This is a genomic window from Streptomyces sp. NPDC051987 (assembly GCF_040680735.1).
In the GTDB taxonomy this organism is placed as follows: domain Bacteria; phylum Actinomycetota; class Actinomycetes; order Streptomycetales; family Streptomycetaceae; genus Streptomyces.
The window spans coordinates 1-23,680 of record NZ_JBFAXI010000067.1 but is presented as its reverse complement, the minus strand read 5'-3'; the positions used below and the strand labels follow the sequence as shown (position 1 = coordinate 23,680).

Sequence of the window (23,680 nt, the reverse complement as noted above, 5' to 3'; positions counted from 1 at the left end):
GGACGGTTCACACGCCGGTGATCGTCCATTGGTTGTTGGTGCTGGAGTTCGGCGTCCACAGCACCGTGGTCGACCCCACCGTGGTGCTGCCGCTGCCGTCCAGGGCGGTGCCGGTGCCGCGGTTGATGATCTGGTAGCGGTTGTCGCCGAGGCTGTTCAGCGACCACTGCTGGTTGTTTCCGCCGTTCCACGCCTCCTGGCGGGCGGGAGCGCCGTTGGCGGCGTTGCCCCAGCTGTCGGCGGCCATGCCGTTGGTGCGGTTCATGATCCGGTAGTAGCCGTTCCCGAGGTCGATCAGCTGCCACTGCAGATTGGCGCTGCCGTCGTAGTTCCACTGCTTGAGGTTGGAGCCGGAAGCCACGCTGCCCCCGCTGTCGAGCACCAGTCCGCTGGTCACGTTGGCGATCTTCACCCAGGTCGTGGAGCCGCCCGGGGCGCCCAGGACGGGGATCTCACCGGAGAAGGTGAGTTTGACCGTGTAGGCGAGGGCGTTGAACGGCGGGTTCGTCGACGGCATGGTCAGGTGCAGGCCGGCGGCGTCCTGGGTGGGTGCGGGCAGGTTGACGTAGGTGCCGGCGGTGTTGTTCAGCAGTTGGGCGCCGGTCAGGGTGCTGAGGTTGATCTGGTTCGAGTTCAGCGTGGTGATGGTCGTGGTCGCGCCCTGCCAGCCCAGCGTGGTGGCGTAGAGGACCTTGTTGTCCTGGCTGCGGGTGAAGCGGACGTCCTGCGGTTTGCCGGCCACCGGTCCGCTGAAGGAGCCGCCGCCCATCTTGGTGGGGCCCTCTCCGTAACTGGACCAGGAGCGGGTGCCGTAGACCGCCTCTCCGAAGCGGCCGAGCCAGTCCCCCATGGCCAGCAGGATCGACTGCTGTGCGGAGGGGATGGTGCCGTCGGCCATGGGGGCGATGTTCAGCAGCATGGTGCCGCCCTTGCTGACCCGGTCGATCAGGGAGTGCAGCAGCGCCTGCGTCGTGTAGTAGCCGATGCCCACCGTGTAGCACCAGCTGGAGGAGGAGATGCTGTCGTCGGTCAGCCAGTAGGGCGTGAGCAGACCTGCCGGGCCGCCGCGCTCGAAGTCGAAGACCTCGCCCTTGTTGTCGAGGCCGTCCTTGTAGGTCGCGACCACGTCCTTGTTCCAGGCGACCGCCTGGTTGTAGTAGTGCGCGAGGAACTGCAGTCGGTAGGACTCCTGCACCAGGTTCAGGTCGAAGTCCTGCCAGAGCAGGTCGGGCTGGTAACCGTCGATGACCTCGACCAGCTTGTCGTACCAGAGCTTGTTCTCGGCCGCCGTGCCCTGTTGTCCGTAGAGGATGCGCAGGGACGGGTCGGACTGGGACGGCACGTGGTCGTAGTAGCCGTTGAAGTGGTAGGCGTGGTGGAGCGAGGCCATGAACTTCAGGCCCTGGGCGCGGATGGCCTGGGCGTGCAGGGCGACCAGGTCGAGCCGGGGGCCGTGCTGGACGGAGTTCCACGGGTTGGCGCGGCTGTTCCACATCGAGAAGCCGTCGTGGTGCTCGGCGACCGGGCCGGCGAACCTGGCGCCCGCGGACCTGAACAGCCGGGCCCAGGCGTCCGGGTCCCAATTGCCGCCCTGGGAGGCGAGTCTGGGGGCGAACTGCACGTAGTTGCCCGCCTTGTCGCGGGCGCCGTCGATGAAGTTGTGGTACGGCCACACCGAGGGGTCGCCGTAGGTGGCGATGTGGTGCTGGTTCTCGTTCGAGCCGCCGATGTACATGTTGCGCGGATACCACTCGTTGCCGTACGCGGGGACGCTGAAGGCGCCCCAGTGGTAGTAGATGCCGAACTTGGCGTCCTTGAACCAGGCGGGGGCCGGGGGGTGCTGGTCGACGGAGGACCAGGTGGCGGTGTAGCTCGCGGGCCCGTCGGTGGCGGCGGCCTGGGGGGCGAACCGCAGCAGGCCGGCGGCTGTGGCCGCGCCGGTCGCCGCGAGCAGGCGGCGTCGGCTGATCGGGCGGGGGGAGGCGGTCATGTGGGGGGTCCTTCAGGGTCAGGTGACGGGGTGGCGGTCCCGGCCGGTGCCGGTCACTCGCGTGTCCACTTCTGGTTGCCGGCGCCGGTGCAGGTCCACAGCTCCAGCAGGGTGCCGTTGGCCGTGCCCGCGCCGGTGGCGTCCAGGCACAGGCCGGACTGGGAACCGGTGAGCGTGCCGTCGGCGTTGAGCGTCCACTTCTGGTTGCTGCCGCCGGTGCATCCCGAGATGTCGACCTTGGTGCCGGGGCTGGTGCCGCTGCCCGCCGCGTCCAGGCAGGCGTTGCCGTAGACCCGCAGTTCACCGGCCGGTGTGCTGGTCCACTGCTGGTTGCTGCCGCCGTTGCAGTCCCACAGCTCCACCTGGGTTCCGGAGGTCTGCGACTGGTTGGGCACGTCCACGCACCGGCCGGAGGCACTCCCGACGATGGGGCCGGTCGTGCCGCCTCCTCCGCCGCCGCTTCCGGGGGTGAGGGAGAGGTTGTCGAACTGTGCCGTCTCGCCCTGGCTGGTCGCGTAGCCGATCTGCCCGCCGGCCCAGGTGCGGTCGGTGGCGGAGCCGACCGTGGAGCCGTCGATGACGGCGCTGATGGTGGTCCCGGAGAAGGTGAGCGCGAGCGTGTGCCACCGGTTGGTGCCCAGTGCCGTGGTCGTGCCGTGGGCGAGAGTGGCGACGGTGCCGTTGGTGCCCGAATTCAGGATCGACCAGGCACCGGTGTCGCTCACCCGCAGGTGGTAGGCGTTCAGACCGCCGGTGCTGCTGTAGTCCTGACCGTTCGCACGGCCGATCAGCTCGGCGTATCCCGGCTGCTCGAGCAGCACGTCGGAGGAGACGGTGTAGTTGCTCCAGCCCACGTCACCGAGCAGGGCGTGCGGATCGGACAGCGCGTCCCAGGTGATCGGTTTCTGGGGACTCATCTGGCGCACGCACTTGCCGCCGCGGCCGCCGCCGCAGGCCGTCACCTCGAAGGCACCCTGCCAGTCCATGAGGTACTTCGCCTCGGCGCCGGTGGAGTAGCCGTCGAAGGTGTCGCTGTACGGCAGGCTCATGGCGCCCTGGGCGGGACCGGTGGCGGTGCCCTTGCCCTGCCCGGTGGTGGTGGTCAGGGTGTAGACGCGATGGGGCTGCACGGTCAGGCTGAAGCCTCCGCCGGAGGGGGTGACGTCGGCGGTGTGCACGAAGTAGTCGGCCGGGTTGGAGGAGTTGACGTCGGTCGACCAGACGTGGACGGTTCCGCCGGACAGGCCACCGGTGACGTTGAAGTTGAGGGTCTGTGCACTGCCGGCGTCCATCGTCTCGATGACGCTGGAGTAGTCGGAGTTGTCGGGGGACTTCAGCGAGACGTAGCTGCCGTTGTTCCGGTTGCCGCCGATGTAGCCGCTGGAGGAGTCGAGGTACTTCCAGCCCGGGGCGGTGAACTGGCTGGTGTGCGCCATGACCCAGGTGTTCTTGCCGATCGCGTAGTGGCCGGACCAGGGCTGCGAGGCCAGGGCGAGGCCCATGGTGGGGTACGGCAGGTTCGGCGTGATCGCGGCGATCACCGGCCAGTTGAGATATGCGGTCATCCGGCCGTCGATGTATCCGCGGTTGATGCCGCGGGCCATGGCGGGTGCTCCCCCGTTGTAGTCGTCCGAGCCGTTCTCGCTGGCCCACAGGGGCTTGCCGGAGGACGTGGCGGCCGACGGCACCGAGCAGTTGGCCTGGGAGGAGCGGTAACCGCAGGGGTAGTGCGTGCCGATGACGCCCACCGCGGCGGCGAACGCCGAGTTGGAGTTGACGTCGTTGGCCACGGTCCAGTCCGAGTCGGCTGCGACGATCTTGACGCTGCCGTAGCCGTTGGAGTTGAGCGCGCTGCGCAGTTGCTCGTACCAGGAGACGTTGTAGCCTCGCTCGTTCCAGCCGCCGAGGTAGTCGATGGCGAGGCCGTGCTGTTTGGCGCACCCCAGCCAGGAGACCAGGTAGTTGACCATGTCGGTGGACCAGAAGTTCCCGCCGCCGATCCAGCCCGGCGCGCCCCAGGCCAGCCCGTAGAGCTTGATGTCCGGGTTGCGGGCCTTGGCCTGCTCCATGAGCCACCATTCGTAGCCCCGGTCGCAGTTCAGGTCGGAGCGGGTGTGCTGGTGGCTCGGTTCGGCGCCGGAGGTGGAGTTGGTGTCCCCGCCGATCTCGGCCTTGAGGATCTGCAGGGAGGCCCCGTAGCCGGGCTTGAAGAGGTAGTCGAGGATCTGGCCGCGCTGGGGCTCGGGGTAGTCGATCAGGAGTCTGCTGTTGCCGCCGCCCCCGCTGATCGCGCCGACTCCGTCGAAGGTCCGTCCGCCGGACGTCCCGTCGATGGTGATCGAGGTGGCGGCGTGCGCCGGGGCGGCGACGGTGCCGACAAGGCCGCCGACGGCCAGGAGGAGGCCCGTGAGCACGGCGGTCGAGGCGCGCAGGCGCCGCAGCAGCCGTCTGATTGCTGACACGGTGGGGTTCCTTTCGCAGGTCGGTGGGTCCGCGTCGGGTGCGGTATCAGCGGACGACGAAGTCCTGGTTGGTGCCCGGCGCGTTCTTGCACTGCCACTGGTCCAGTTGCTGTCCCGGGGTGCTGCCGGCGCCGTAGACGTCCAGGCACAGGCCGCTGTTGCGGTTCTGCAAGGCGTAGGAGCCGTCGGACTGGCGCACGGGCAGCCAGAGGGCGTTGGTGGCGGGGCCGGGAGCCTGCTGCACGATGTCCGGGGTGCCGGCCGTCGTGGAACTGCCCGCGACCGCCACGTCCTGGCCCGAGTGCTGGGCGCGCAGTTCGCCGTAGCCGCCGGAGGCCGGCACGAACAGGAACCGCTGGTTGTCCTGCCCGTTGCAGGTCCACTGGTCGACCACGGCGCCCGCGGTGGTGGAGTTGCCGTAGACGTCCAGGCACAGGTTGTCGTCGGCGACGACGAGTTGGTGGTAGCCGTCCGGGAAGCCCGTGCCGCCGGAGGAGGCCGGGGTCAGGTAGACGGCGAACGCGTCGTGCGTTGCCTGGAAGGTGAGCGGCACGGTGAGCGAGCCACCGGATGCGCTCACGTTCTGGTCGTACACGGTCTGCGGCGCACCGAGTGGCGCCTGGTCCGGGATGCGGTGCACGGTGACGTGGACGCTGCCCGCGTTCGTCAGCCAGGGCACGGAGGACAGCCCGTCGAAGGTCACGGACGCGGCGCCGGTGTACCCGTTGGAGTCACCGATGAGCGCCACGGCGCGTTGTGCGGCGGAGTCCTCGGATGCGGCGATGGCCGTGGAGCCGACCTGCCCGGAGGTGCCGACGAGGGTTCCCGTCATGTCGGCGTAGTCCCGAAGCGCCCACCAGTTGCCGGTCGGCTGCCAGGTGCCCCCGCTCTGGGTGAGCACTCCCGTCAGGTTCGGGGTGGTGCAGCACACCCAGTTGCCGCGCATGGCGTTGGTGTACCCGGACTGCGCGAACCGGGCCAGGTACCAGGCCGTCACTCCGGCGGTCTGCCGGTCGGCGGGCTGGTACTCGTTCGAGGACAGCGGCAGCGGGCCGATGCCCGCCGAGCCGAGGGAGGTGCGCAGGCTCTGGGCGACGGTGACGGGGTCGTCGACGTCGCCCTCGTTGTGGTTGCTGATCATGTCGGGGACGGTCCCGGCCGCCTTCACGTGTGCGAGCCAGGTCTGCCACTCCCCCGGGTTGCGCTGCGGGGTGAAGGCGAGGGACGGCCCCACGATCTGCGCCCCGGGGGCGAGGCGCCGGATCTCCCGGTAGGCGGTGTCCCACATCTGGAAGTACTGCGCGCTGTTGACGCCCCGGGTCCAGAACACGGAGATGTCCGGCTCGTTCCAGATGTCGTAGGAGAACGTGAGCCCTGTCGCCTGCAGGGCTCCCACGGTGGCGTCGATGAAGCTGATCCAGTTCGAGCAGTCGCCGTTGTCGCACGGATACCTGGTGTTCGAGGGCTGGCCGCCGTTGGCGCCGTAGATGTCGCTGACCAGCACCTGGTACTGCGCGTGGTAGGGCGGCCGGGTCAGCCGCCGGGCCTGCGCGGTGATCGAGTCGAGGTCGGCCCGGGTCGCCGACCCGTACTGGTAGCCGTCCCTGATCCAGCCGCCGGAGAACCATCCGCCGCCACGGAAGGCGTTGATTCCCAGCGGCTGGAGGAACTGGTCGGCCGGCTGGGTGCCGTCCTGGCTGATGCCGTAGAGGAACCCCTCCCCCACGCCGGTCGACGGTCCCCGGGGCGAGGCCAGGTCGACGCTCAGCGACGTGCCCGAGGCGGCCCGGCTCGGGGCCGTCGTCAGCAGCGCCAGCACGAGTGTCAGGACGATGCCGGTCACCAGGGCCGGAAGGCCTGGTCGCGCTGTCATCCTCATCCGATCCTCCTGAGTCGGGGCGGCGGCGGGATGCCCCCGCCCCGGAGCCGGGGGCGAGGGCTCACCGGTCAGCTCAGCGTCCATTTCTGGTTGGACTGGCCGTTGCAGGTCCACAGCTGTACGGGGGTTCCGTTGGCGGTGGCGGCGCCCGACACGTCCAGGCAGAGCCCGGACTGGGCGCTGGTGACGGTGCCGTTGGTGTTGAGCGTCCATTGCTGGTTGCTCTGGCCGTTGCAGGTCCAGGTGATGACCTTCGTGCCGGGGCTGGTGCCCTGCCCGGAGGCGTCCAGGCACAGGCGGCTGCCTCCGAGGGACACGCTCAGCTCACCGGAGGTGCTCTCGGACCAGGTCTGGTTGGCCCCGCCGGAGCAGTCCCGGATCTGCGTCTGGGTGCCCGGTGTCGTCGAACTGCCGGGTACCTCCAGGCACTTGCTCGCACCTACCGCGTGCAGCGCACCGGTGGTGCCGCCCCCGCCGCCCGACGACCCGTACCCGGCGGCTGTGATGGCGGCCTGGACGGCGTTCTCGGTGGCGTCGGAGGGGTAACCCGCCGTCATCGCACCCTCGAAGAACTCGCCCTGTCCCGAGACGCTGTTGTCGCCGCCGGTGCCGAGGAGGACGGAGCTGTCGACCTTCATCGGTGAGTAGCCGTTGGGAAGGGGGCCGGAGAAGGTGGTGGTCAGTCCACCGCTTGCGCCGTCGCCGTACTTGAGGGTGAAGTTGCTGGTGCCGTTGTTCTTCAGCCACGCGCTGACGAACGGGTGGTGCACGCCCTGGTTGTTAGGGTCCTTGTTGGAGCCGGTGTTGGTGTGGAACATGCCGTTCTCCAGGTCGGCCTCCACCCACGGGCCGCTGCCGGTGCAGCCGCCGAACCAGCAGGCGTTGCCCCAGTAGATGGCGTTCATGGTGGCGTTGCCGGTGTCGGTGTGGGAGTTCTCGCCGCTGCCGTAGTCGAAGCAGCACCACTGGTTGGTGAAGTTCGACGACGTCACCATGTAGATGCCTTCGGGCTGGGAGCCGGTGGCGACGCCGCTCGCGTGGTCGATGCGGTAACCGACACCGGGGGTGACCTTGACTCCGAAGACCTGGTGGCCGCCCGCGGTCACCGGCAGGGCCATGGCGTCGGCTCCCACGTCGGATCCGCTCGGACCGGGCCCCTTCCAGTAGCCGCCCCAGGAGATCGGCAGGTCGTTGTGGCGGGTGGTCTGGTCGTAGATCTTCGTGATCGTGCACGAGGTGCCCGCGCAGAACGACACCTGGGAGGCGGCGTCGGCGTACCCTCCTGGGGCGAGCAGCCCGATGTCACGGTAGGCGTGGTCGGAGGACCGCTGGATCTGGTACAGCGGCCCGTCGTACGCCGCGAAGAGCGCCCTGGTCGTGGAGTGGGCCGTCACGCACGGGGTGCCGCCCGCGGCATAGATGTCGCAGGGCAGCGACGCGGCGGCCGCGGGGCCGGGGGCCGAGCCGTGGACGGCGGTGGTGGCGCCGGTCGGCGGGGACGTGGCGAAGGCCGGGGTGCCCCACGCGGCCAGGGCCGTCGCCAGGGCGATCAGGAACACGGCGATCGGGAACGGGGCGGTCAGGAACGGGGCCGGGAAGCGCCTTCGCAGGTGGTCGGTCTTTGATCCGGGCAAGGAGTCCTCCTCCGTGGCGGTGCCGCCGCACGGCGGCACCGCGGCTGCCGGTGCCTAGGGGCAGGGGGGAGTCAGCCCAGCGTCCATTGCTGGCCGCTGCTCCCGTTGCAGGTCCACAGCTCGGCGAGGGTTCCGTCCGCCGTGGCCCCGCCGGTGACGTCCAGGCACAGGCCGGACTGGACGCCGGTGATCGTGCCGTTGGAGTTCAGCGTCCACTGCTGGTTGGTCTGGCCGTTGCACGGCCAGATCTCCACCTTCGTGCCCGGCGTGGTCTGGTTGTCGTAGGCGTCCAGGCATGTCTGGGCCGTGCCGGAGTAGACGGTGAGCTGGTTGGACGTGGTGTGTGTCCAGGTCTGGTTGGCGCCGCCGTTGCAGCTCCAGATCTCCACCTGGGTGCCGGCGGTCGTGGTGGAGTTGGGTACGTCGAGGCACTTGCCCGCGCCGACCGCGTGCAGTTCCCCGGTCACACTGGTGCCTCCGCCGCTGCTGGTGCCGCCCGCGACCCGGTACATGACCGTGCCGTGGGCCGGTACCGAGGCGCTGATCGTGCCGGAGGTGGTCGAGGACCCGCCCGACCACAGGTCGGTGAGGGTGTAGGCGGACGCCCCGGTCTTCCCGATCGCGGCCGCGGTGGTGCTGATGGTCGCCGTCGAGCCCGTCTCGTTGAACAGCGCGACCGACACGTCCCCGTTCGCGAGCGGCTTGGCCAGCACGTCCAGGCCGCCGGCGGACGACACCATGGTGCCCTGCCTGCCGAGGGAGTCCTGGTCGACCGCGATCACCTGGGAGTTGGTCAGCGTCGACAGCGTGGAGGCGCTCGCCTGGGGGATGTTGGTGCCGGCGATGAGCGGCGCGGCCATCTCCGCCCAGAGGCTGAACTCGCTGCGGTTCTCGGTCGCCGTCATGGAGCCGTTGCCGACCTCCAGCATGTCCGGGTCGTTCCAGTGACCGGGTCCGGCGTAGGAGGCCAGCCCCACGTTGCTGTGGAAGATCGACAGCATGCTGGCGAAGGTCGGGCTGATGTCTCCCGTCGTGCGCCAGCTGTTGCCCACGCCGGCGCCCCAGGTCCACACGTTCTCCTGGCCCCAGTTGCACAGGCTGTACAGGATCGGCCGGCCGGTGGCCGCGAGGGCGTCCCGCATCGCGGTGTACCGGGTCTGGGCCGGGACGCCGGTGTTGTTGCAGTTGTCGTACTTCAGGTAGTCCACGCCCCACGACGCGAACGACTGCGCGTCCGTGCTCTCGTGGCCGAGGCTGCCGGGGTATCCCGCGCAGGTGGCGGTGCCCGCGTCCTCGTAGATCCCCAGCTTCAGGCCCAACGAGTGGACGTAGTCGGCGGTGCCCTTGATGCCGTCGGGGAACTTCGCCGGGTCCGGCACCAGGTGGCCGCCGGAGTCACGGCTCTTGGTCATCCAGCAGTCGTCGATGTTGACGTACGTGTAGCCCGCCGCCTGCATGCCGTTGGTGTGCATGGTCTGGGCGGTGGACTTGATGAGCGACTCGGAGACGTTGCAGCCGTAGGCGTTCCAGTCGTTGAAGCCCATCTGCGGGGTCGGCGCGAGTCCGTTGCCGAGTGCGGCGGCGGGGTGCGCCGTGCCGAGGGCGAGCAGGGGTGCCGCCACGGCGAGCAGCACAGCCGAGAAGGTGAGCGCCAGGATTCTGCGCAGAGACAGCGGTGGGGGCGGCGGGGTGGTCGTGGGCATGGGGCATCTACTCCTGGACCGGAGGGGGAGAACTGACAGGCGTTCAGCGATAACCGGCGGCCGTGATGTTGGCCTGCACCGCGTTGTCGGTCGTGTCGGAGGGATAGCCCGCGACGACGGCTCCCTCGTAGAAGGTGCCGGCGCTCAGGTTGGCACCACCGCCGGGTTTGCAGCAGTCGCCGCCGCTGCCGAGGACGATGGCCCCCTGTTTCTTCATGGGGCTGTATCCGCCGGGCAGGGCGCCGTCCCACAGAGTGGTCAGGCCTCCCGACTGGGCGTTGCCGCCCTTGAGGGCGAACCTGGACGTGCCGTTGTTCTTCAGCATCGCGGTCACGAATTTGTCGTTGAACGCCCGCTGGCCGGGGTTCCAGGACTGGCTGCCGCCGGGGTACAGCCCCCATTCGAGGTCGGCCTGCACCCAGGGGCCACTTCCCTGGCAGCCGCCGAACCAGCACTCGGTGCCGAAGTTGATGGCGTCCATCGCTCCCGCGGCGTCGGCCTTCCTGGTCGTCTCGCTGTTGCCGTAGTCGAAGCAGCAGCCGCCGTTGACATGGGTGCCGCTGGTCACCATGTACGCCCCTTCGGGTGCCGCACCGGTCGGCACGCCCGTCAGGTGACCGTCGCGCCAGTAGCTGTTCCCGGGGTTGATGTACAGCGAGTACGCCTTGGTGCCCCCGGCGGTCAGCGACTCGGCTGTCGCCTTCGCCGGGCTGCTCTGGCTCGATCCCGGGACCTGGGCGGAGCCCTGGTACCACAGGTCGTTGCCGTGCCCGGACTGGTCGCGGACGACCGTGATCACGCAACTGGTGCCGGCGCAGAAGGCGTCCTGGGCCGCGGCGTCGGCGAAGCCGCCCGGCGCCAGCACGCCGATGTCCCGGGTCGCACTGTCCGAGCTGCGCCTGACCTGGTACAGCGGGCCGTTGTACGAGCCGTAGAGGGCGCGCACCGTGCTGTGGGCGGCGACGCACGGGGTACCACCCGCGGCGTAGAGGTCGCACGGACCCGACCCGCCGGGCGGAGGCGGAGGCGGGGCGGCCGGTGCGGTCCACTTCTGGTTGCCCTGGCCGTTGCAGGTCCACAGGATGACCGCGGTGCCGTTGGCCGTACCCGCTCCACTGGCGTCCAGGCAGAATCCGGACGCGGCACCGGTGATGGACCCGTCGGCGTTCTGTCGCCACACCTGGGTCGACCGCCCGTCGCACGAGCGGATGACCGCGGCAGCTCCGGGCGTCGTCCGCCCGTCCAGGGCGTCCACGCACCGGGTGCCGTTCATCGTCCTCAACTCGCCGGCCGAGGTCGGCTGGAATGCCTGGTTGGCCTGGCCGTTGCAGTCCCAGAGGTCCAGGGTCGTACCCGGTGTGTCGACGTCGCCCTTGACGTCCAGGCACCGGCCCGACGCCGAACCGACCAGGGGTGCCGGCGACGTCGACGCGGACCATGTCGGCCCGTTCGCGAGCAGCACGAGCAGCAGTCCCATCACGCACACGGCGGCGGCCGCCGGTAAGCGCGACGCGCGAGCGGTGGAGTGACGAGGCGGAGCGGATGAAGGCTGCATTCTGTGTCCTCGCGTGTGCGGGGGAAGGGACGGAGAGTGCCGTGCCTGTCCGAGAGCGTTCGGAAGGGATGTCGGCCGCTCCCGTCTGCGCGCCCCAGGCACGCACAGGGAACACTCATACATCCCATGTCGCATAGTGATCTCACAGGCCCAACACCCTGTCAATAGACCGCACTTGGCGATTCTCTGCTCGATACATCCCATGTCTTGCACATGTTCGCCGTGTCTGAGGGCAGGCCGGAACCCGCGTCCGGCTACGACTGCCGTACCGGGCGCGGGTGTCCGCTCGGAGGGCCCCTACCGGGTGCCGGTCACCTCACCCGAGCCTCCAGTGCTGGTTGGCGCCGCCGTTGGAGTCCCAGATCTGGACGGGGCTCCCGTTGGCGCTCTGCCCCGCGGGGACCTCCAGGGCGCGGCCGGAGGCCACGTTGATCAGGGTGTAGGAACCGTCACTGTTCTGGCTCGCCCGCCAGTGCTGGTTGGCGCCGCCGTTGTTGTCCCAGATGGTCAACCGCGTGCCGTTGCCGGTCTGGCCACCGGGCTCGTCCAACACCCGCCCGCTGGCGGTGTTGGTCAGCGTGTACGAGCCGTCGCTGTTCTGGTTCGCCCGCCACTGCTGGTTCGCGGCGCTCCCGTTGGCGTCCCAGACCTGCACCGGCGTGCCGTTCCCGGTCTGCCCGCTCGGCACGTCCAGCACCCGCCCCGCGGAGGCCACGCTCACCTGGTACACCTGGCCCGAGACGATGCCGCCGCCCGGGGTCCCGGTGCCACCACCGCCCAGCGCCGTCAGGGCCGCGTCGTAGGCGGGCTTCTTGTTGCCGTTGCTGTCGAACAGCAGCGGGTTCTCGCCGCTGCGCCAGGAGTCGCTGTCGCGGATGCCCCACACCGTGATGCCGGTGCAACGCGCGACGTTCATGCACGCCTTGACGGTGTTCGTGTAGGCGCTTGCCGGCGCCTGCGCGATGTCCAGCTCGGTGATCTGGACGTCCACGCCGAGCGCGGCGAAGTTCGACAGCGTCGTCTGGAAGCTCGCGGGCGGGCCGCCGGTGCCGAAGTGGGACTGGAAGCCGACGCAGTCGATGGGCACTCCGCGGGACTTGAAGTCCTTGACCATGTTGTAGACGCCCTGCGTCTTGGCGTCGGACCAGTTCTCGATGTTGTAGTCGTTGTAGCAGAGCTTGGCCGCCGGATCGGCCGTCCGCGCGGTGCGGAACGCCTCCTCTATGAAGCCGTTGCCCAGCACGTTCTGGAAGACCGAGCTGCGGTGCTGGCCGCTGCCGCCGTCGGCGAAGGCCTCGTTGACCACGTCCCAGGCGTAGATCTTGCCCTTGAAGTGGGTCATCTCCTGGGTGATGTGGTTGTCCATCACACTGCGCAGGGTGTTGGCGTCGGTGATGGAGCTCACCCAGGACGGGAGTTGGGAGTGCCAGACCAGGGTGTGGCCGCGCATTCGCTGACCGTGGGCTGTGGCGTGGCTGACGATCTGGTCGGCGGGTCCGAAGTTGAAGTTGCCGCGCGAGGGCTCGGTGGTGTCCCACTTCATCTCGTTCTCCGGGGTGATCATGTTGAACTCCCGGTCGAGAATCGTGGAGTACGTCGAGTCACCGAGCTTCCCGGCGGCCACCGCCGTACCGAAATAGCGGCCGCTGTCGGCGGCCGCCGCGCCCAGCGTGCCGGAGGCGGCATGGGCCGCGGGGGTCGCCGGACCGGCGAGAGCCAGCGCCGTGCCCGCTGTCAGTCCGGCGGCCAGGGCCAGTACCGTGCGCAGACGGGGCTCTTCGTTGAGCCAGGACATGAGGGATCAGTCTCCTTGTATGTGTGGGGGGTTGGGGCACCGTCCAGACGTCGGCACCCCGGTCGGGTCACTGGGCGGAGGTGACCGGCAGTGCGGTCCACTGCTGGTTGGATCCGCCGTTGCAGTCCCACAGGACCAGTTGCGTACCGTCGGTGGCAGACGCACCGGGGTCGTCGAGACAGCGGCCGGAAACGGGGTTGCGGTAACCGCCGTTGTAGGCCTGCCACTGTTGGTTGGCGCCTCCGTTGCAGTCCCAGATCTCGATCTTGGTGCCGTTGGCGGTACCACCGCCCGTGGCGTCCAGGCACTTCCCGAGCGCCCGCAAGGTGCCGTCCGAGCGGGCGGACCACAGCTGGGCGTCGCCGCCGTTGCAGGACCAGATCTGTGCGGCGGTTCCGTTGGCGCTGTTGCCGCCGTTGACGTCCAGGCACTTGCCCGCGACTCCGGAGTGGACCGGAGCGCCCACGGAGACCGGCGGCTTGATCCAGCCTGCCGCGTCCGCGGCCTGGACCCCGGCGTTGAAGGCGTCGGCCATCTTGCCGAAGCCGTTGTCGTTGGGATGCAAGGAGTCGGACAGGTCCGCGGTGGTCAGAGCGCTCATGTCCACCAGGCGTACATGCTTGCCGGCAGCCTGCTCGGCCTGGACGATGCCGGGCAGTTCGGCGTTGAACGCGGGACGGGTGGCCTCCTCGGTGCTGCTGGTGGAGACGATCACGGTGCCGACGAGGACGGTCGCGTCAGGGGCGTCGGCCGTGATCTGGTCGATGAGCGCATGGAGCCGTTGGGCGGCGGGTTCGGCCTGAGAGCCGCCGTTCAGATCATTGGTGCCGATCTCCAGGGTGATCACGTTGGGCCGGTACCGGGCCAGCACGGAGTCCGCGATGCCGGCTATCTCGCTGATGTGCCAGCCGGAGTGACCTTCGTTGTCGGGGTCAGACATCGTGCCGTTGCGGCCCGATCCCACGAAGTCCAGGGCATGCCCCTCGTTCGCCAACCGGTTCCACAGGAAGCTCCGGTAGCCGTTCCCCGACGGGCTGCCGACACCCCAGGTGATGGAGTCGCCCAGCGGCATCAGCCGCAGGGCGGTGGGCGCGGCGGCGGCCCGTGCGGTGGAGGCCGGTGATCCGGTGCCGGTGGCGGCCGCCGCGGGCAACGCGGTGCCGATGCCGGCCGCTGCCGTCAGTGCGACGGCCAGAAGTGCCGTGGCCTTCTTCTTCATCTGTGTTCCTCACTGGGTGCGGGACAGTGGGTGGCGATGAACGAGCGGGTGGGGGTCGGTCAGCGCAGGGTGAAGTCCTGGTTGCTGCCCGCCGTGTTCTTGCAGGGCCACTGGTCGAGCTGTTGGCCGAGGTTGCTGCCGCCGCCGTAGACGTCCAGGCACAGGCCGCTGTTCTGGTTCTGGAAGGAGTACGACCCGTCGGACTGCCGTACCGGCAGCCACTGTGCGCCGGTCGCCCCGCTGGGCGCCTGCTGCACGACGTCCGGCGTCCCGGCGGCCGTGAGGCTGCCCGAAACCCCCACCATGAGGCCCGAGTTCCGCGCCTGCAACTGCCCGTAACCGCCGGCGCCCGGCACGAACTGGAACTGCTGGTTGGCCTGACCGTTGCAGGTCCACTGGTCGATCGCGGCGCCCGCGCTGCCGGCGTTGCCGTACACATCCAGGCACAGGCCGCTGCTGCCGATCCCCAACTGGTGGTAGCCGGTGGGGAATCCGTCACCACCGCCCGATGACTGGACGCCCGCCTGCTGGATCACCTGCTGTGCGTCCGACGGCCAATTGGTGCCGCTGACCTGGACGTTGCCGGTGAGGACGTTGTTGTGCGGAGGCCCGGTGGCCACGTATGTGTTGCCACCGTTGTACCAGTTGCCGGAGAAGGTGCTGTCGTCGGTGTGGTTGTTCGCGTTGGCGTTGGTGAGCGCCCAGTTGCCCGCGTCCTGAACCACGTTGTGCGACACCGTCAGATACCGGGAGCCCTCGTCGAGGTACAGCGCAGTGGTGCGGTTGTTGTCGTACATGTAGTTCTCGGAGATCACCGAGCCGGGGTTCGCGGACAGGTTGTAGATGCTGCCGCCGTCGAACATCGCGTTCTTGGTGTCGTAGATCAGGTTGTGGGTGACGGTGTTGTTCTTCAGCGTCGTGGGGGTGCTGTACACGGGCTGGTAGTTGTACGTGCCCCGGTTGACGTAGTCCTGGCTGCCGCCCGGGTCGTTGGCGCCCCAGCCCCAGCCGATGTCGATGCCGTCGTAGGGCAGGTGGTCGCACTGGTTGTGGGTGATCGTCGCGTTGGTGACGTAGGTGGACAGGATGGCGGCGGTCTCCTTGTAGTCGGTCCCCACCCCGCTGACCCTGTTGTTGCTGATGGTGATGTTCTGGTTGGTCATCTGCGGGTTGCTCGGGTGGTGCGCGTCCGGCTGGATCCCGCCGACCTGGATGCCACCGCCGGCGATGTCGGTGAAGGTGCTCCCGGTGACGGTGATGCCGCTCGCGCCCAGACCGGTACCGGAGGCCGTGGCGACACCGTCGTTGCCCACGCCCAGTCCGGCCTGCCCGAGTTCGGAGAACGTGTCGCCGGAGAACGTGATGCCGGTGGCGGCGGAGACCTGGACGGCCGCGGGCATCTGGGCCCAGTGGTTGCGGGTGGCCTCGAACTGGGTGCAGCCCGACTTGCAGGTGTTCAGCCAGTTGGCGGGCATCGCGTAGGTGCCGGTGATGTGCGCGCCGCTCTGCTGGTCCGCGTAGCCGTCGGGTCCGCCGGGGCCGAGCCAGGAGGTGCCCGTGAACCGGATGCCGGTGAAGCTCAGACCCGTCACCGGTGAGCCGTAACTGCCGCTGATGCCGAGGAGGTTCTGCAGCCTGGGCAGCTCTACGTCGAGAGCGTCGGGGTTCTGCCCCGGCTGGGCGCGGTAGTACAGGTCACCGGTGGACGCGTCGAGATACCACTGGCCGGCCTGCCGCAGGAACGCGTAGTTGTTCTCCAGGTACATCGTCCCGCCGGCGAACGGCGCGTTGATGGTGTCGTAGCCCCAGGAGTTGTTGTTCCACGCGGGCTGCTGCATGGTGACGGTCCTGCCGCTGATCGACTGGACCGGCGCGTAGCGGTCGGTGAAGGAGTTGATGCTCTCGACTTCCATGTGGTTCTGGTCCGTGAGGCCGGCCAGGTAGTCGAGCGAGGAGTCGGTGACGGTCAGACCGGTCGGGGTGAAGGTGAAGGCCGACCGGGGTACCTGGATCGCGGCCCGCGGTGCCTCCTTGCCGTTGACATAGAGCTGGCGGGTGGTGACACCGCTGCCGACATGCGCCGACCAGATGTTCTGGGACTGATCATGCACCTGCCAACCGGTGATCTGCTGGGCACCGGTCACGACCGGCTGCTGACCGGGTGCACCCTGATAGGTGATGGTGTGGTTGTTCTGGCCTCCGTCGCCGGAGCCGAAGCTCAGCGGCTCGGACAACCGGTAGGCGCCGCTGGCCAGATGGACCACGACGTCCGCGTCGGCCGACATCCGGTGCGCGGGCTGGCGTGCCTGGGCAAGGGTGGCGAACGGATGCTCGGCGGTGCCGTCCCCGCCGGGCGATGCGTTCGGCACCACGTACAGATCCGCGACTCCCGCCTGATGCTGAGCCGGTTCCGCGTACGCGACCGAGGCGGTGGCCGGGCTGCCGGCCAGCAGGGCGAGCAGAGCCGTGGGAGCGGCCCACCGGCCGCACAGCGCTCTGACTCTGGACATGGTCCTCCTCCGGTGGTGGCGCGTGTCGTCCTGAGCCTGCCGACGGGGTCCGCGGCCGACGGCGGGCCGGCCGCGGACCCGGGCCGTTCAGGTCAGTTCAGACTCCACTGCTGGTTGGATCCGCCGTTGCACGGCCAGAGTTCTGCCAGGGCGCCGTTGGCCGTGGAAGCACCGGTGACGTCGAGGCACAACCCGGACTGGGTGCCGGTGACGGTGCCGTCCGAGTTCACCTGCCACTGCTGGTTGGCACCGCCGTTGCACGGCCAGGTCACCACCTTGGTACCGGCGGACGTCTGGTTGTCGTACGCGTCCAGGCACATCTGGCTGCTGCCGCCGTAGACGGTCAGCTGGCCCGAGGAGGTGCGGGTCCACGTCTGGTTGGCGCCGCCGCTGCAGTCCCAGATCTGCAGCTGAGTGCCCGCCGTGGTGGAGGAGTTCGGCACGTCCAGGCACTTGCCCGCGCCCACCGCGTGCAGCGCGCCCGTACTCGTTCCGCCGCCCGAGGAGGTGCCGTACCCGGCCGCGGTGATGTTGGCCTGGACGGCGTTCTCCGTGGCGTCGGAGGGGTAGCCGGAGGTCATCACGCCCTCGTAGAAGGTGCCTTGGGCGCCCTTGCTGTTGTCGCCGCCGGTGCCCAGGATGATGGCGCCCTGCTTGCGCATCGGGTTGTACCCCGAGACGTTGGGGCGCACTCCGTCGTAGAAGGTGGACAGGCCGCCGGACTGCGCGTTGCCGCCACGGATCGCCCAGTGGTTCGGGCCTCCCTTGATGATGGCGGTCGTGTAGCGGTAGTTGATGGTGGGGTCGTTGGCGTTGTAGTGCTGGTTCACCCCGGAGAAGAGACCGTTCTCCAGGTCGGCCATGATCCAGGGACCGTTGCCCGAACCGTAGCCCCACACCTTGATGTTGCCGAAGTAGATGGCCTCCATCGTGCCGTTGCCGTCGTCGTTGCTGTTCGTCTCGGCGTTGCCGTAGTCGAAGCAGCAGCCGCCGTTGTAGTGCGTGCCGTCGAAGATCGCGTACATGCCCTCGGCGTTGTCCCCGGTGGCGATGCCGTTGGTGTGGTTGTTCCGGTAGCCCGTGCCGGGCGCCACGAAGACGCCGTAGGCCTTGTGTCCGCCCACCGTGGTGGGCGCGGCGGTCGCGTTCGCGAGGTTGTCGGGGCCGCCCGCGGCTCCGCCGCCGGGTGCCTGGGTGAGGTTGTTGTTGCGGCCGGACTGGTCGTAGATGACCGTGATCAGGCACGTCGTCCCCGAGCAGAACGAGTCCTGGGCGGCGGCGTCGGCGACTCCGCCCGCGCTCAGGACCCCGATGTCCCGGGTGGAGTTGTCCGATGCGCGCCGGACCTGGTACAGCGGCCCGTTGTACGAGGCGTACAGCGCTCGGGTGGTGCTGTGCGCCGCCACACAGGGTGTGCCGCCTGCCGCGTAGAGGTCACAGGGGCCGGAGGTGGCGGCCCGAGCCGTGCCGGCGGTGGCCGTGGCGCCGGCCAGGGCACCGGCCACGAGCGCGGCCGCGGCCCCCGCCCGGGCCAACGTCTTCCACCGGGAACGGGCCGGGCCCGCCGACGAGGGGAGATGTGTCCGAGGCGACGTGTTCCGTGACGACTCACGCTGGCGTAACGCCCCGAGCAATCGCTCGACTCTGTCGCGCCTGGGCAGCAAGCGGCGGCGTCTTGTATGTGTGGTTCCCATCTGGACTCCCTACCGTGCGGGTGCGACCTGGTCGGGTCGCGGTGGGTGGCGGTGACGCATGCCGAAGCACCTGAACGTGCCGTAGTGCAGGGGGATTGCCGAGAGATGTCTGGGAGGACACGGTGTTGCCGGTCTCGCAGAGCGGCCAAGGGTGGGGAGACCCTTCCTGCGGACCCTGGTGCGGAATCGATTCGACTGCTGATTGCCGCGGTTCGCAAGCTCTTGGAAGGCACGAAAAGTTGCGATGCAACGGCCCCGGACCGCTGCCCGGCCCACTGCCGCGATGGTGTCAGGGACCACGTGCGTGTGACCGACCACCGGTCACGGAACCTCCGGCCGGCCCTCCTTCATGCCACTGACCAGTAACATCGCGGACGTGCACCCTGATGACGGAGCACCGGAGCGGACACCGCTCGCCGAAGCAGACGCCCCTGAACCGGGATGGGCGCAGTTTGCGCTTCGCGCACCGCGACGGGCCCGCGCAACGCCGCCCGTGACATCCCGTCGAAGCGCTTACGTCGAATCGGTTCGCTCGCCCTGACCTCGGAACCCGTCCGAAACCGTACGGCTTCCCGGTCATCGCCTGACGGGCCGCCAGGCACCTCGACGGTCGCCGCCGTCCCGCCCACGACCGGCCACGTCGGACGCCGCCTTGTCAGGGAGACCGCGGAGCCCGTCGCCCGGTCGGCAACGGACGACCGTCGGGCCGGTTCACGGCGGTCAGGACGACTCCCGGACGACCAGCTCCGTGCGGAGGATGACATGGCGCCAGGCCGCGGACTGCTCCTCCATCTCCTCCAACAACACCCTGATCATGGCCCGGCCCATCTCCTCAAGCGGCTGACGCACCGTGGTCAGCCGCGGCTCGGTGCGCTGGGCCAGCGGAAAGTCGTCGAAACCGATCACCGCGACGTCCTGGGGCACCCGCCGTCCCGCCGCGCGCAGTGCGTGCAGCGCGCCGGTCGCGGTGGTGTCCGACGCGGCGAGGACGGCGTCGATCTCGGGATGCCGTTCCAGGAGTTCCGCCATGGCACGACGACCGCTCTCCTCGGAGAAATCACTCTCCGCCACCCAGGACCGTGACGTCTTCAGGCCTGCCAGTGCCAGCGCGTCCTGGTAACCGCGCAGTCGGCACTGCGCGACGTACATGTCCAGTGGCCCCGTGATGGTGGCGATCGCCGTGCGGCCCTGTCGCAGTAGATGGGACACCGCGTCCCGGGCGCCGCCCACATTGTCCGCGTCGACGTAGCTCACGTACTCGTCGCCCGAGCGGCGCCCCAGCAGCACGGTCGGCAACCGGGCCTCGGCGAGCATGTCGGGCAGCCTGTCGTCCGCGTGCACGGACATCAGCAGGACTCCGTCGACCCGGCCGCCCCGCGCGTACTCCAGAAACCGCTGCCGCTCGACCTTCGAGCGGACCAGAGTGAGCAGCAACTGGATTCCGGTGTCCGCCAGCGCGTCACCGAGGGAGCGGACGATCTCCGAGAAGAACGGCTCCGCGAACTGTCTCCAGTCCGGCTCGGTCAGGACGAGGGCCACGGCGTCCGCACGCTGCCCGGCCAGCGTGCGGGCCGCGAGATTGGGCACGTACCCGAGCTCTTCGATGGCTCGCTGCACGGCCAGGCGTGTCGACTCCTTCACACCGGCCGCGTTGTTGATGACCCGGGAGACCGTGCCCCGTCCGACCCCGGCGTGGGCGGCCACCTCTTCCAGCGTCGGCGCTCCAGGTCGTCGCCTGCCCATGAGCACCTCCCCCACCCGCGAGATCACCGATCTTACGGGACGGAGGACCCGGGCACATGCCTTACGCACATGATCCACGGGGCTCGGCGCGCAGCAGGACGACAGCGGTGGTGCGCTCCGGCGGAGCCCGGTGAAGCCCAGGAAGCAGCCGCGGACCCGCCCAGCCGGTCGGACAGGTCGGCCGGGCGGACCTGGGGCCGGGTGCACGCGGTGGGACGCGGACGGCCCTGGGCCGGCCGAGTGCGGACTGCCTGTTCCGATGCCCTCAGGCGACGGAGCAGGACGTGCCGTTCAGACCGAACGCGGCCGGTTTGGCGAAGGTGCCGTCATAGGTGCCCTGGAACCCGAAGGAGACCTGGCCGCCCGGTGCGATGGACGCGTTGTACGCCATACCGCCGGCCGTCACGGCTCCCGACGAGGGCGAGATCTCGGCGCTCCACGCACTCGTGACCCGCTGCCCGGCCGGCAACGTGAACGCGAGCTTCCAGGGGTCGACGGGCGACGAGCCCGTGTTGGTCACGGTGACGTCCGCCGTGAACCCGCCCTGCCACACGTTCGTGCCATAGGCCACCTTGCAGGCCGCCGAGCCGCCCGTACCGCCACCGGTGCCGCCGCCGAGGTTGACGGCCGAGGAGAACGAGGTGACCGCCAGTCCCGCGCCGTTCTGCCAGGGTTCGAAGCCCGCCTGGACACTCGTCAGATACCAGTTGTCCTGCGCCAGCCCTCGGGCGACCGCTTGGCGGACGAAGTCCATCACGTCGAAGTTCCAGCTGTCGATCGCCGACGGTGCGACGAAGGACAGCACGTCGTTGGAGCCGTTGTTGCCGGACCACACCTGCCAGGAGCGCCCGGCCACGGTGGAGCTGCCGGTCGGCGAGCCGACCGGCTGCACGGGCCCCACATGGTTGAGCCAGACCATGATTTCGGTGCGGTTCACGCCGTCCGTGCGGGGCGTCGGGTCCAGCCAGACGTCGTAGGCGGCGTCGTACTGCGCACCGCTCACGTAGCTGTAGGAGATGCTCGTGGGCGCGCTCGCCACGGAACTCAGCCGGGCCGGCAGATTGGTGCCGGGCGAGCAGTTGGTGTAGTGGCAGCCGTTGTACACGGACGGGTACGACTTCGGCGCGCCGTTCGTCGGGACGGAGCCGTCGGCCTGGGCGATCCTGAAGCCGGAGTCCGTGACCGTGATGCACTGAGTGGCGCTGGTGCCCCAGCGGTTGTTCTGGACGACGTAGCGGCCCTGGATCGTGGTCGTGCCGAACGGCTCGCAGATGGTCGTGTCGGCGTGGGACGCCGGAGCGGCGGTGACCAGCGCCGCCAGTGCGACGAGTGACGCGAGCAGCACGGCGAACAGCGTGTGCACCGTGCCCTGGTTCTTCAACTGTTGCATGCGGATCCTCCGCTGGGGACGGGTGGGGAGCGGGAGCGGCCCGCATCGTTTGGGAGCGCTCCCAATTCGGTTTCGCACCAGTCGGCTGACGATCATTCCCCTCACGATTGCCGGGCGGTCCCCGGGGTCGGGGACCGCCCGGCCGGTGCCCCCGTCTCCCTGCGACGGGGGCGCGTACGCGGACTTCGGCGGGGGCTGTTCGAGGAGTTCCGCGCACGAGTTCACGGCCAGGGCGATGTCCGCCTGGGCCCAGAACCGGTAGCCGGTGGGGGTGAAGACGGGTGCCGCCGACGCCCGGGCCAGGTCTCGACCGTCGACCAGGCCGGGGCGATCTCGCAGAAGGACCGCGACGCGGCGAACATCGACGACGACAGGTCCATGCCGCGGTCGGCGAGGGTGAGGTCGGCGGCGCAGCCCACACCCCACTCGCTGGACGCGCAGTCGACGTTGAGCTGAACGTCCCCCGTCTGGCGGGGAGTTGTGCTGGTGACGCGTATCGACAAGGGCAGGGCACACGCCGCCTCGACGGCGGTCCGCAACCGCTTCGGGGCTCTGCGCCGGCGTCCGGGATCCACGTTTCTGGTCCTCCTTGCGGAGTGCGGCTCGGTGGGGGAACGAGGCTGAACCAGTGGGAGCGCTCCCATAGTGAGGATGAAGGCCGACCACGTCAAGACGTTGAGAACTTGAATCGCATTGAGCGGAACCTGGCGAAGAAAGTCAGGCACCAACCCTGGGAAAGCGGTCCGGTCGGCGCTAGCTTCGTCAGCACCAGTGGGAGCGATTCCATCAGTCGGCGCGGCTGTCACAGCCGCCCACCTGTGAGGACTCGCTCATGCGACACCCCGCGTGCTCAGTACGTCCGGCCGCCACGGGTACGGCAGCCGCCGGTGCGCCGCGCTCGGTCGGGCGCTGTCCGGTCCGAGATGCGACGGCGTCCCGGAACCGGCCCCCGTGGCCGACCGTGCCACCACTGCCTGACGGCTACGCGCCTGTCCCGCACGTCTCCGGCGTCCGGCTCACGGGCACCGAGGGCAGGACCCGCCGATCGGTCGGCGGCGTCGACACCCCTGCTCGATCGAGAGCCCTGGGACCGCCCTTCAGGGCATCCCTGAACTTGCGTGCCCTCACCTCGTGATCACCTCCGAAGGAGAAGGAACCCGCACTCATGAGTCGTACCAGAATGTCGCTCGTGGCCGCTCTGGCGCTGGTCGCCGGAACCACGGGCACGGCGCTCCTCGCATCACCGGCCGGTGCCGCCGTCTCGTCGGTCCCCTGCACCGTGGACTACACGGTGCAGAACCAGTGGGACACCGGCTTCACGACTGCGGTCACCATCACCAACAACGGACCGGCGAAATCGAGTTGGTCGCTGACGTGGTCGTTCGCGGGCAGCCAGCGGGTCACCAGTGGCTGGAACGCGAAGCTCTCCCAGAGCGGTGCCGCCGTGACGGCCGGCAACGAGAGTTACAACGGTTCCCTGGCGACCGGCGGTTCGGTCAGCTTCGGGTTCAACGGCTCCTACAGCGGCGCCAACGCCGTGCCGTCCGGCTTCACCCTTGACGGTGTCACCTGCAACGTCGACGACGGCGGCACCGGTGGTGGCACAGGGGGCGGCACGGGCGGTGGAGGGGGCGGCGGTGGCACGGACGGCCGGGTCGACAACCCCTATGCCGCGGCCAAGGTGTATGTGAACCCTGAGTGGTCGGCCAAGGCGGCGGCGGAACCGGGTGGCAGCCGCATCGCCGACCAGCCCACCGCCGTCTGGCTCGACCGGATCGCCGCGATCAACGGCGTCAACGGCGGCATGGGGCTGCGGGCCCACCTCGACGAGGCACTGAAGCAGAAGGGTTCCGGTGACCTGGTCGTCCAGCTGGTCATCTACGACCTGCCGGGCCGTGACTGCGCCGCCCTCGCCTCCAACGGCGAACTCGGCCCGAACGACATCGACAAGTACAAGTCCCAGTACATCGACCCGATCGCCTCGATCCTTGCCGACCCGAAGTACGCGGGGCTGCGGATCGCCACGGTCATCGAACCCGACTCGCTGCCCAACCTGGTCACCAACGCCGGCGGCACACCCACCACCACCGACGCCTGCGTGACCAT

13 protein-coding genes and 1 pseudogene are annotated in these 23,680 nt (G+C 69.4%); 1 reads left to right on the top strand and 13 read right to left on the bottom strand.

The window, feature by feature from the left end; genetic code table 11:
- Window positions 1-7: 7 nt before the first annotated feature.
- The 13 genes and pseudogenes from AB0M11_RS28965 to AB0M11_RS28905 form a co-directional block, all read right to left on the bottom strand.
- The gene (locus AB0M11_RS28965; protein WP_365710574.1) at window positions 8-1,990 is read right to left on the bottom strand and encodes an alpha-L-fucosidase; all 1,983 of its coding nucleotides are present in this window, start codon (window positions 1,988-1,990) and stop codon (window positions 8-10) included.
- Window positions 1,991-2,043: 53 nt separating this feature from the next.
- Complete coding sequence (locus AB0M11_RS28960) at window positions 2,044-4,452, bottom strand: ricin-type beta-trefoil lectin domain protein (RefSeq protein WP_365710572.1); 2,409 nt, start codon at window positions 4,450-4,452, stop codon at window positions 2,044-2,046.
- 46 nt (window positions 4,453-4,498) lie between these two features.
- Window positions 4,499-6,331, bottom strand: a complete 1,833-nt coding sequence (locus AB0M11_RS28955) for an RICIN domain-containing protein (RefSeq protein ID WP_365710570.1) — start codon at window positions 6,329-6,331, stop codon at window positions 4,499-4,501.
- A 68-nt stretch (window positions 6,332-6,399) separates the two neighbouring features.
- Entirely contained in the window at window positions 6,400-7,965 is a 1,566-nt protein-coding gene (locus AB0M11_RS28950; RefSeq protein WP_365710568.1) for an arabinofuranosidase catalytic domain-containing protein, read from the bottom strand.
- Between the two features lie 71 nt (window positions 7,966-8,036).
- Window positions 8,037-9,668 carry a ricin-type beta-trefoil lectin domain protein gene (locus AB0M11_RS28945; RefSeq protein ID WP_365710566.1) on the bottom strand — a complete coding sequence of 544 codons (1,632 nt, stop codon included), beginning with the start codon at window positions 9,666-9,668 and terminating at the stop codon, window positions 8,037-8,039.
- A 43-nt stretch (window positions 9,669-9,711) separates the two neighbouring features.
- A complete protein-coding gene (locus tag AB0M11_RS28940) occupies window positions 9,712-11,145 on the bottom strand; it encodes an arabinofuranosidase catalytic domain-containing protein (protein WP_365710564.1) in 1,434 nt (477 codons plus the stop codon).
- 412 nt (window positions 11,146-11,557) lie between these two features.
- Window positions 11,558-13,018: pseudogene (locus tag AB0M11_RS28935) on the bottom strand (endo-1,4-beta-xylanase); the annotation flags it as partial.
- Between the two features lie 67 nt (window positions 13,019-13,085).
- Window positions 13,086-14,237 (bottom strand): ricin-type beta-trefoil lectin domain protein, encoded by a 1,152-nt coding sequence (locus AB0M11_RS28930; protein ID WP_365710562.1) that lies wholly within the window; start codon window positions 14,235-14,237, stop codon window positions 13,086-13,088.
- Between the two features lie 59 nt (window positions 14,238-14,296).
- A complete protein-coding gene (locus AB0M11_RS28925; protein ID WP_365710560.1) occupies window positions 14,297-16,747 on the bottom strand; it encodes an RICIN domain-containing protein in 2,451 nt (816 codons plus the stop codon).
- A 92-nt stretch (window positions 16,748-16,839) separates the two neighbouring features.
- Window positions 16,840-18,282 carry an arabinofuranosidase catalytic domain-containing protein gene (locus AB0M11_RS28920; RefSeq protein ID WP_365710558.1) on the bottom strand — a complete coding sequence of 481 codons (1,443 nt, stop codon included), beginning with the start codon at window positions 18,280-18,282 and terminating at the stop codon, window positions 16,840-16,842.
- A gap of 879 nt (window positions 18,283-19,161) precedes the next feature.
- On the bottom strand, window positions 19,162-20,184 hold the full coding sequence (locus tag AB0M11_RS28915) for a LacI family DNA-binding transcriptional regulator (protein WP_365710556.1): 1,023 nt from the start codon (window positions 20,182-20,184) through the stop codon (window positions 19,162-19,164).
- A 265-nt stretch (window positions 20,185-20,449) separates the two neighbouring features.
- On the bottom strand, window positions 20,450-21,574 hold the full coding sequence (locus tag AB0M11_RS28910) for a cellulose binding domain-containing protein (protein WP_365710554.1): 1,125 nt from the start codon (window positions 21,572-21,574) through the stop codon (window positions 20,450-20,452).
- Between the two features lie 221 nt (window positions 21,575-21,795).
- On the bottom strand, window positions 21,796-22,149 hold the full coding sequence (locus AB0M11_RS28905) for a hypothetical protein (protein ID WP_365710552.1): 354 nt from the start codon (window positions 22,147-22,149) through the stop codon (window positions 21,796-21,798).
- A gap of 590 nt (window positions 22,150-22,739) precedes the next feature.
- Here AB0M11_RS28905 and AB0M11_RS28900 point away from each other — a divergent pair.
- A partial coding sequence (locus AB0M11_RS28900; RefSeq protein ID WP_365710550.1) for a glycoside hydrolase family 6 protein occupies window positions 22,740-23,680 on the top strand: 941 nt, incomplete at its 3' end.

Coding starts and splice junctions, on each gene's coding strand:
- AB0M11_RS28965 (WP_365710574.1), bottom strand. CDS start 1,990: ATGACCGCCTCCCCCCGCCCGATCAGCCGACGCCGCCTGCTCGCGGCG.
- AB0M11_RS28955 (WP_365710570.1), bottom strand. CDS start 6,331: ATGAGGATGACAGCGCGACCAGGCCTTCCGGCCCTGGTGACCGGCATC.
- AB0M11_RS28945 (WP_365710566.1), bottom strand. CDS start 9,668: ATGCCCACGACCACCCCGCCGCCCCCACCGCTGTCTCTGCGCAGAATC.
- AB0M11_RS28930 (WP_365710562.1), bottom strand. CDS start 14,237: ATGAAGAAGAAGGCCACGGCACTTCTGGCCGTCGCACTGACGGCAGCG.
- AB0M11_RS28915 (WP_365710556.1), bottom strand. CDS start 20,184: ATGGGCAGGCGACGACCTGGAGCGCCGACGCTGGAAGAGGTGGCCGCC.
- AB0M11_RS28925 (WP_365710560.1), bottom strand. CDS start 16,747: ATGTCCAGAGTCAGAGCGCTGTGCGGCCGGTGGGCCGCTCCCACGGCT.
- AB0M11_RS28940 (WP_365710564.1), bottom strand. CDS start 11,145: ATGGGACTGCTGCTCGTGCTGCTCGCGAACGGGCCGACATGGTCCGCG.
- AB0M11_RS28910 (WP_365710554.1), bottom strand. CDS start 21,574: ATGCAACAGTTGAAGAACCAGGGCACGGTGCACACGCTGTTCGCCGTG.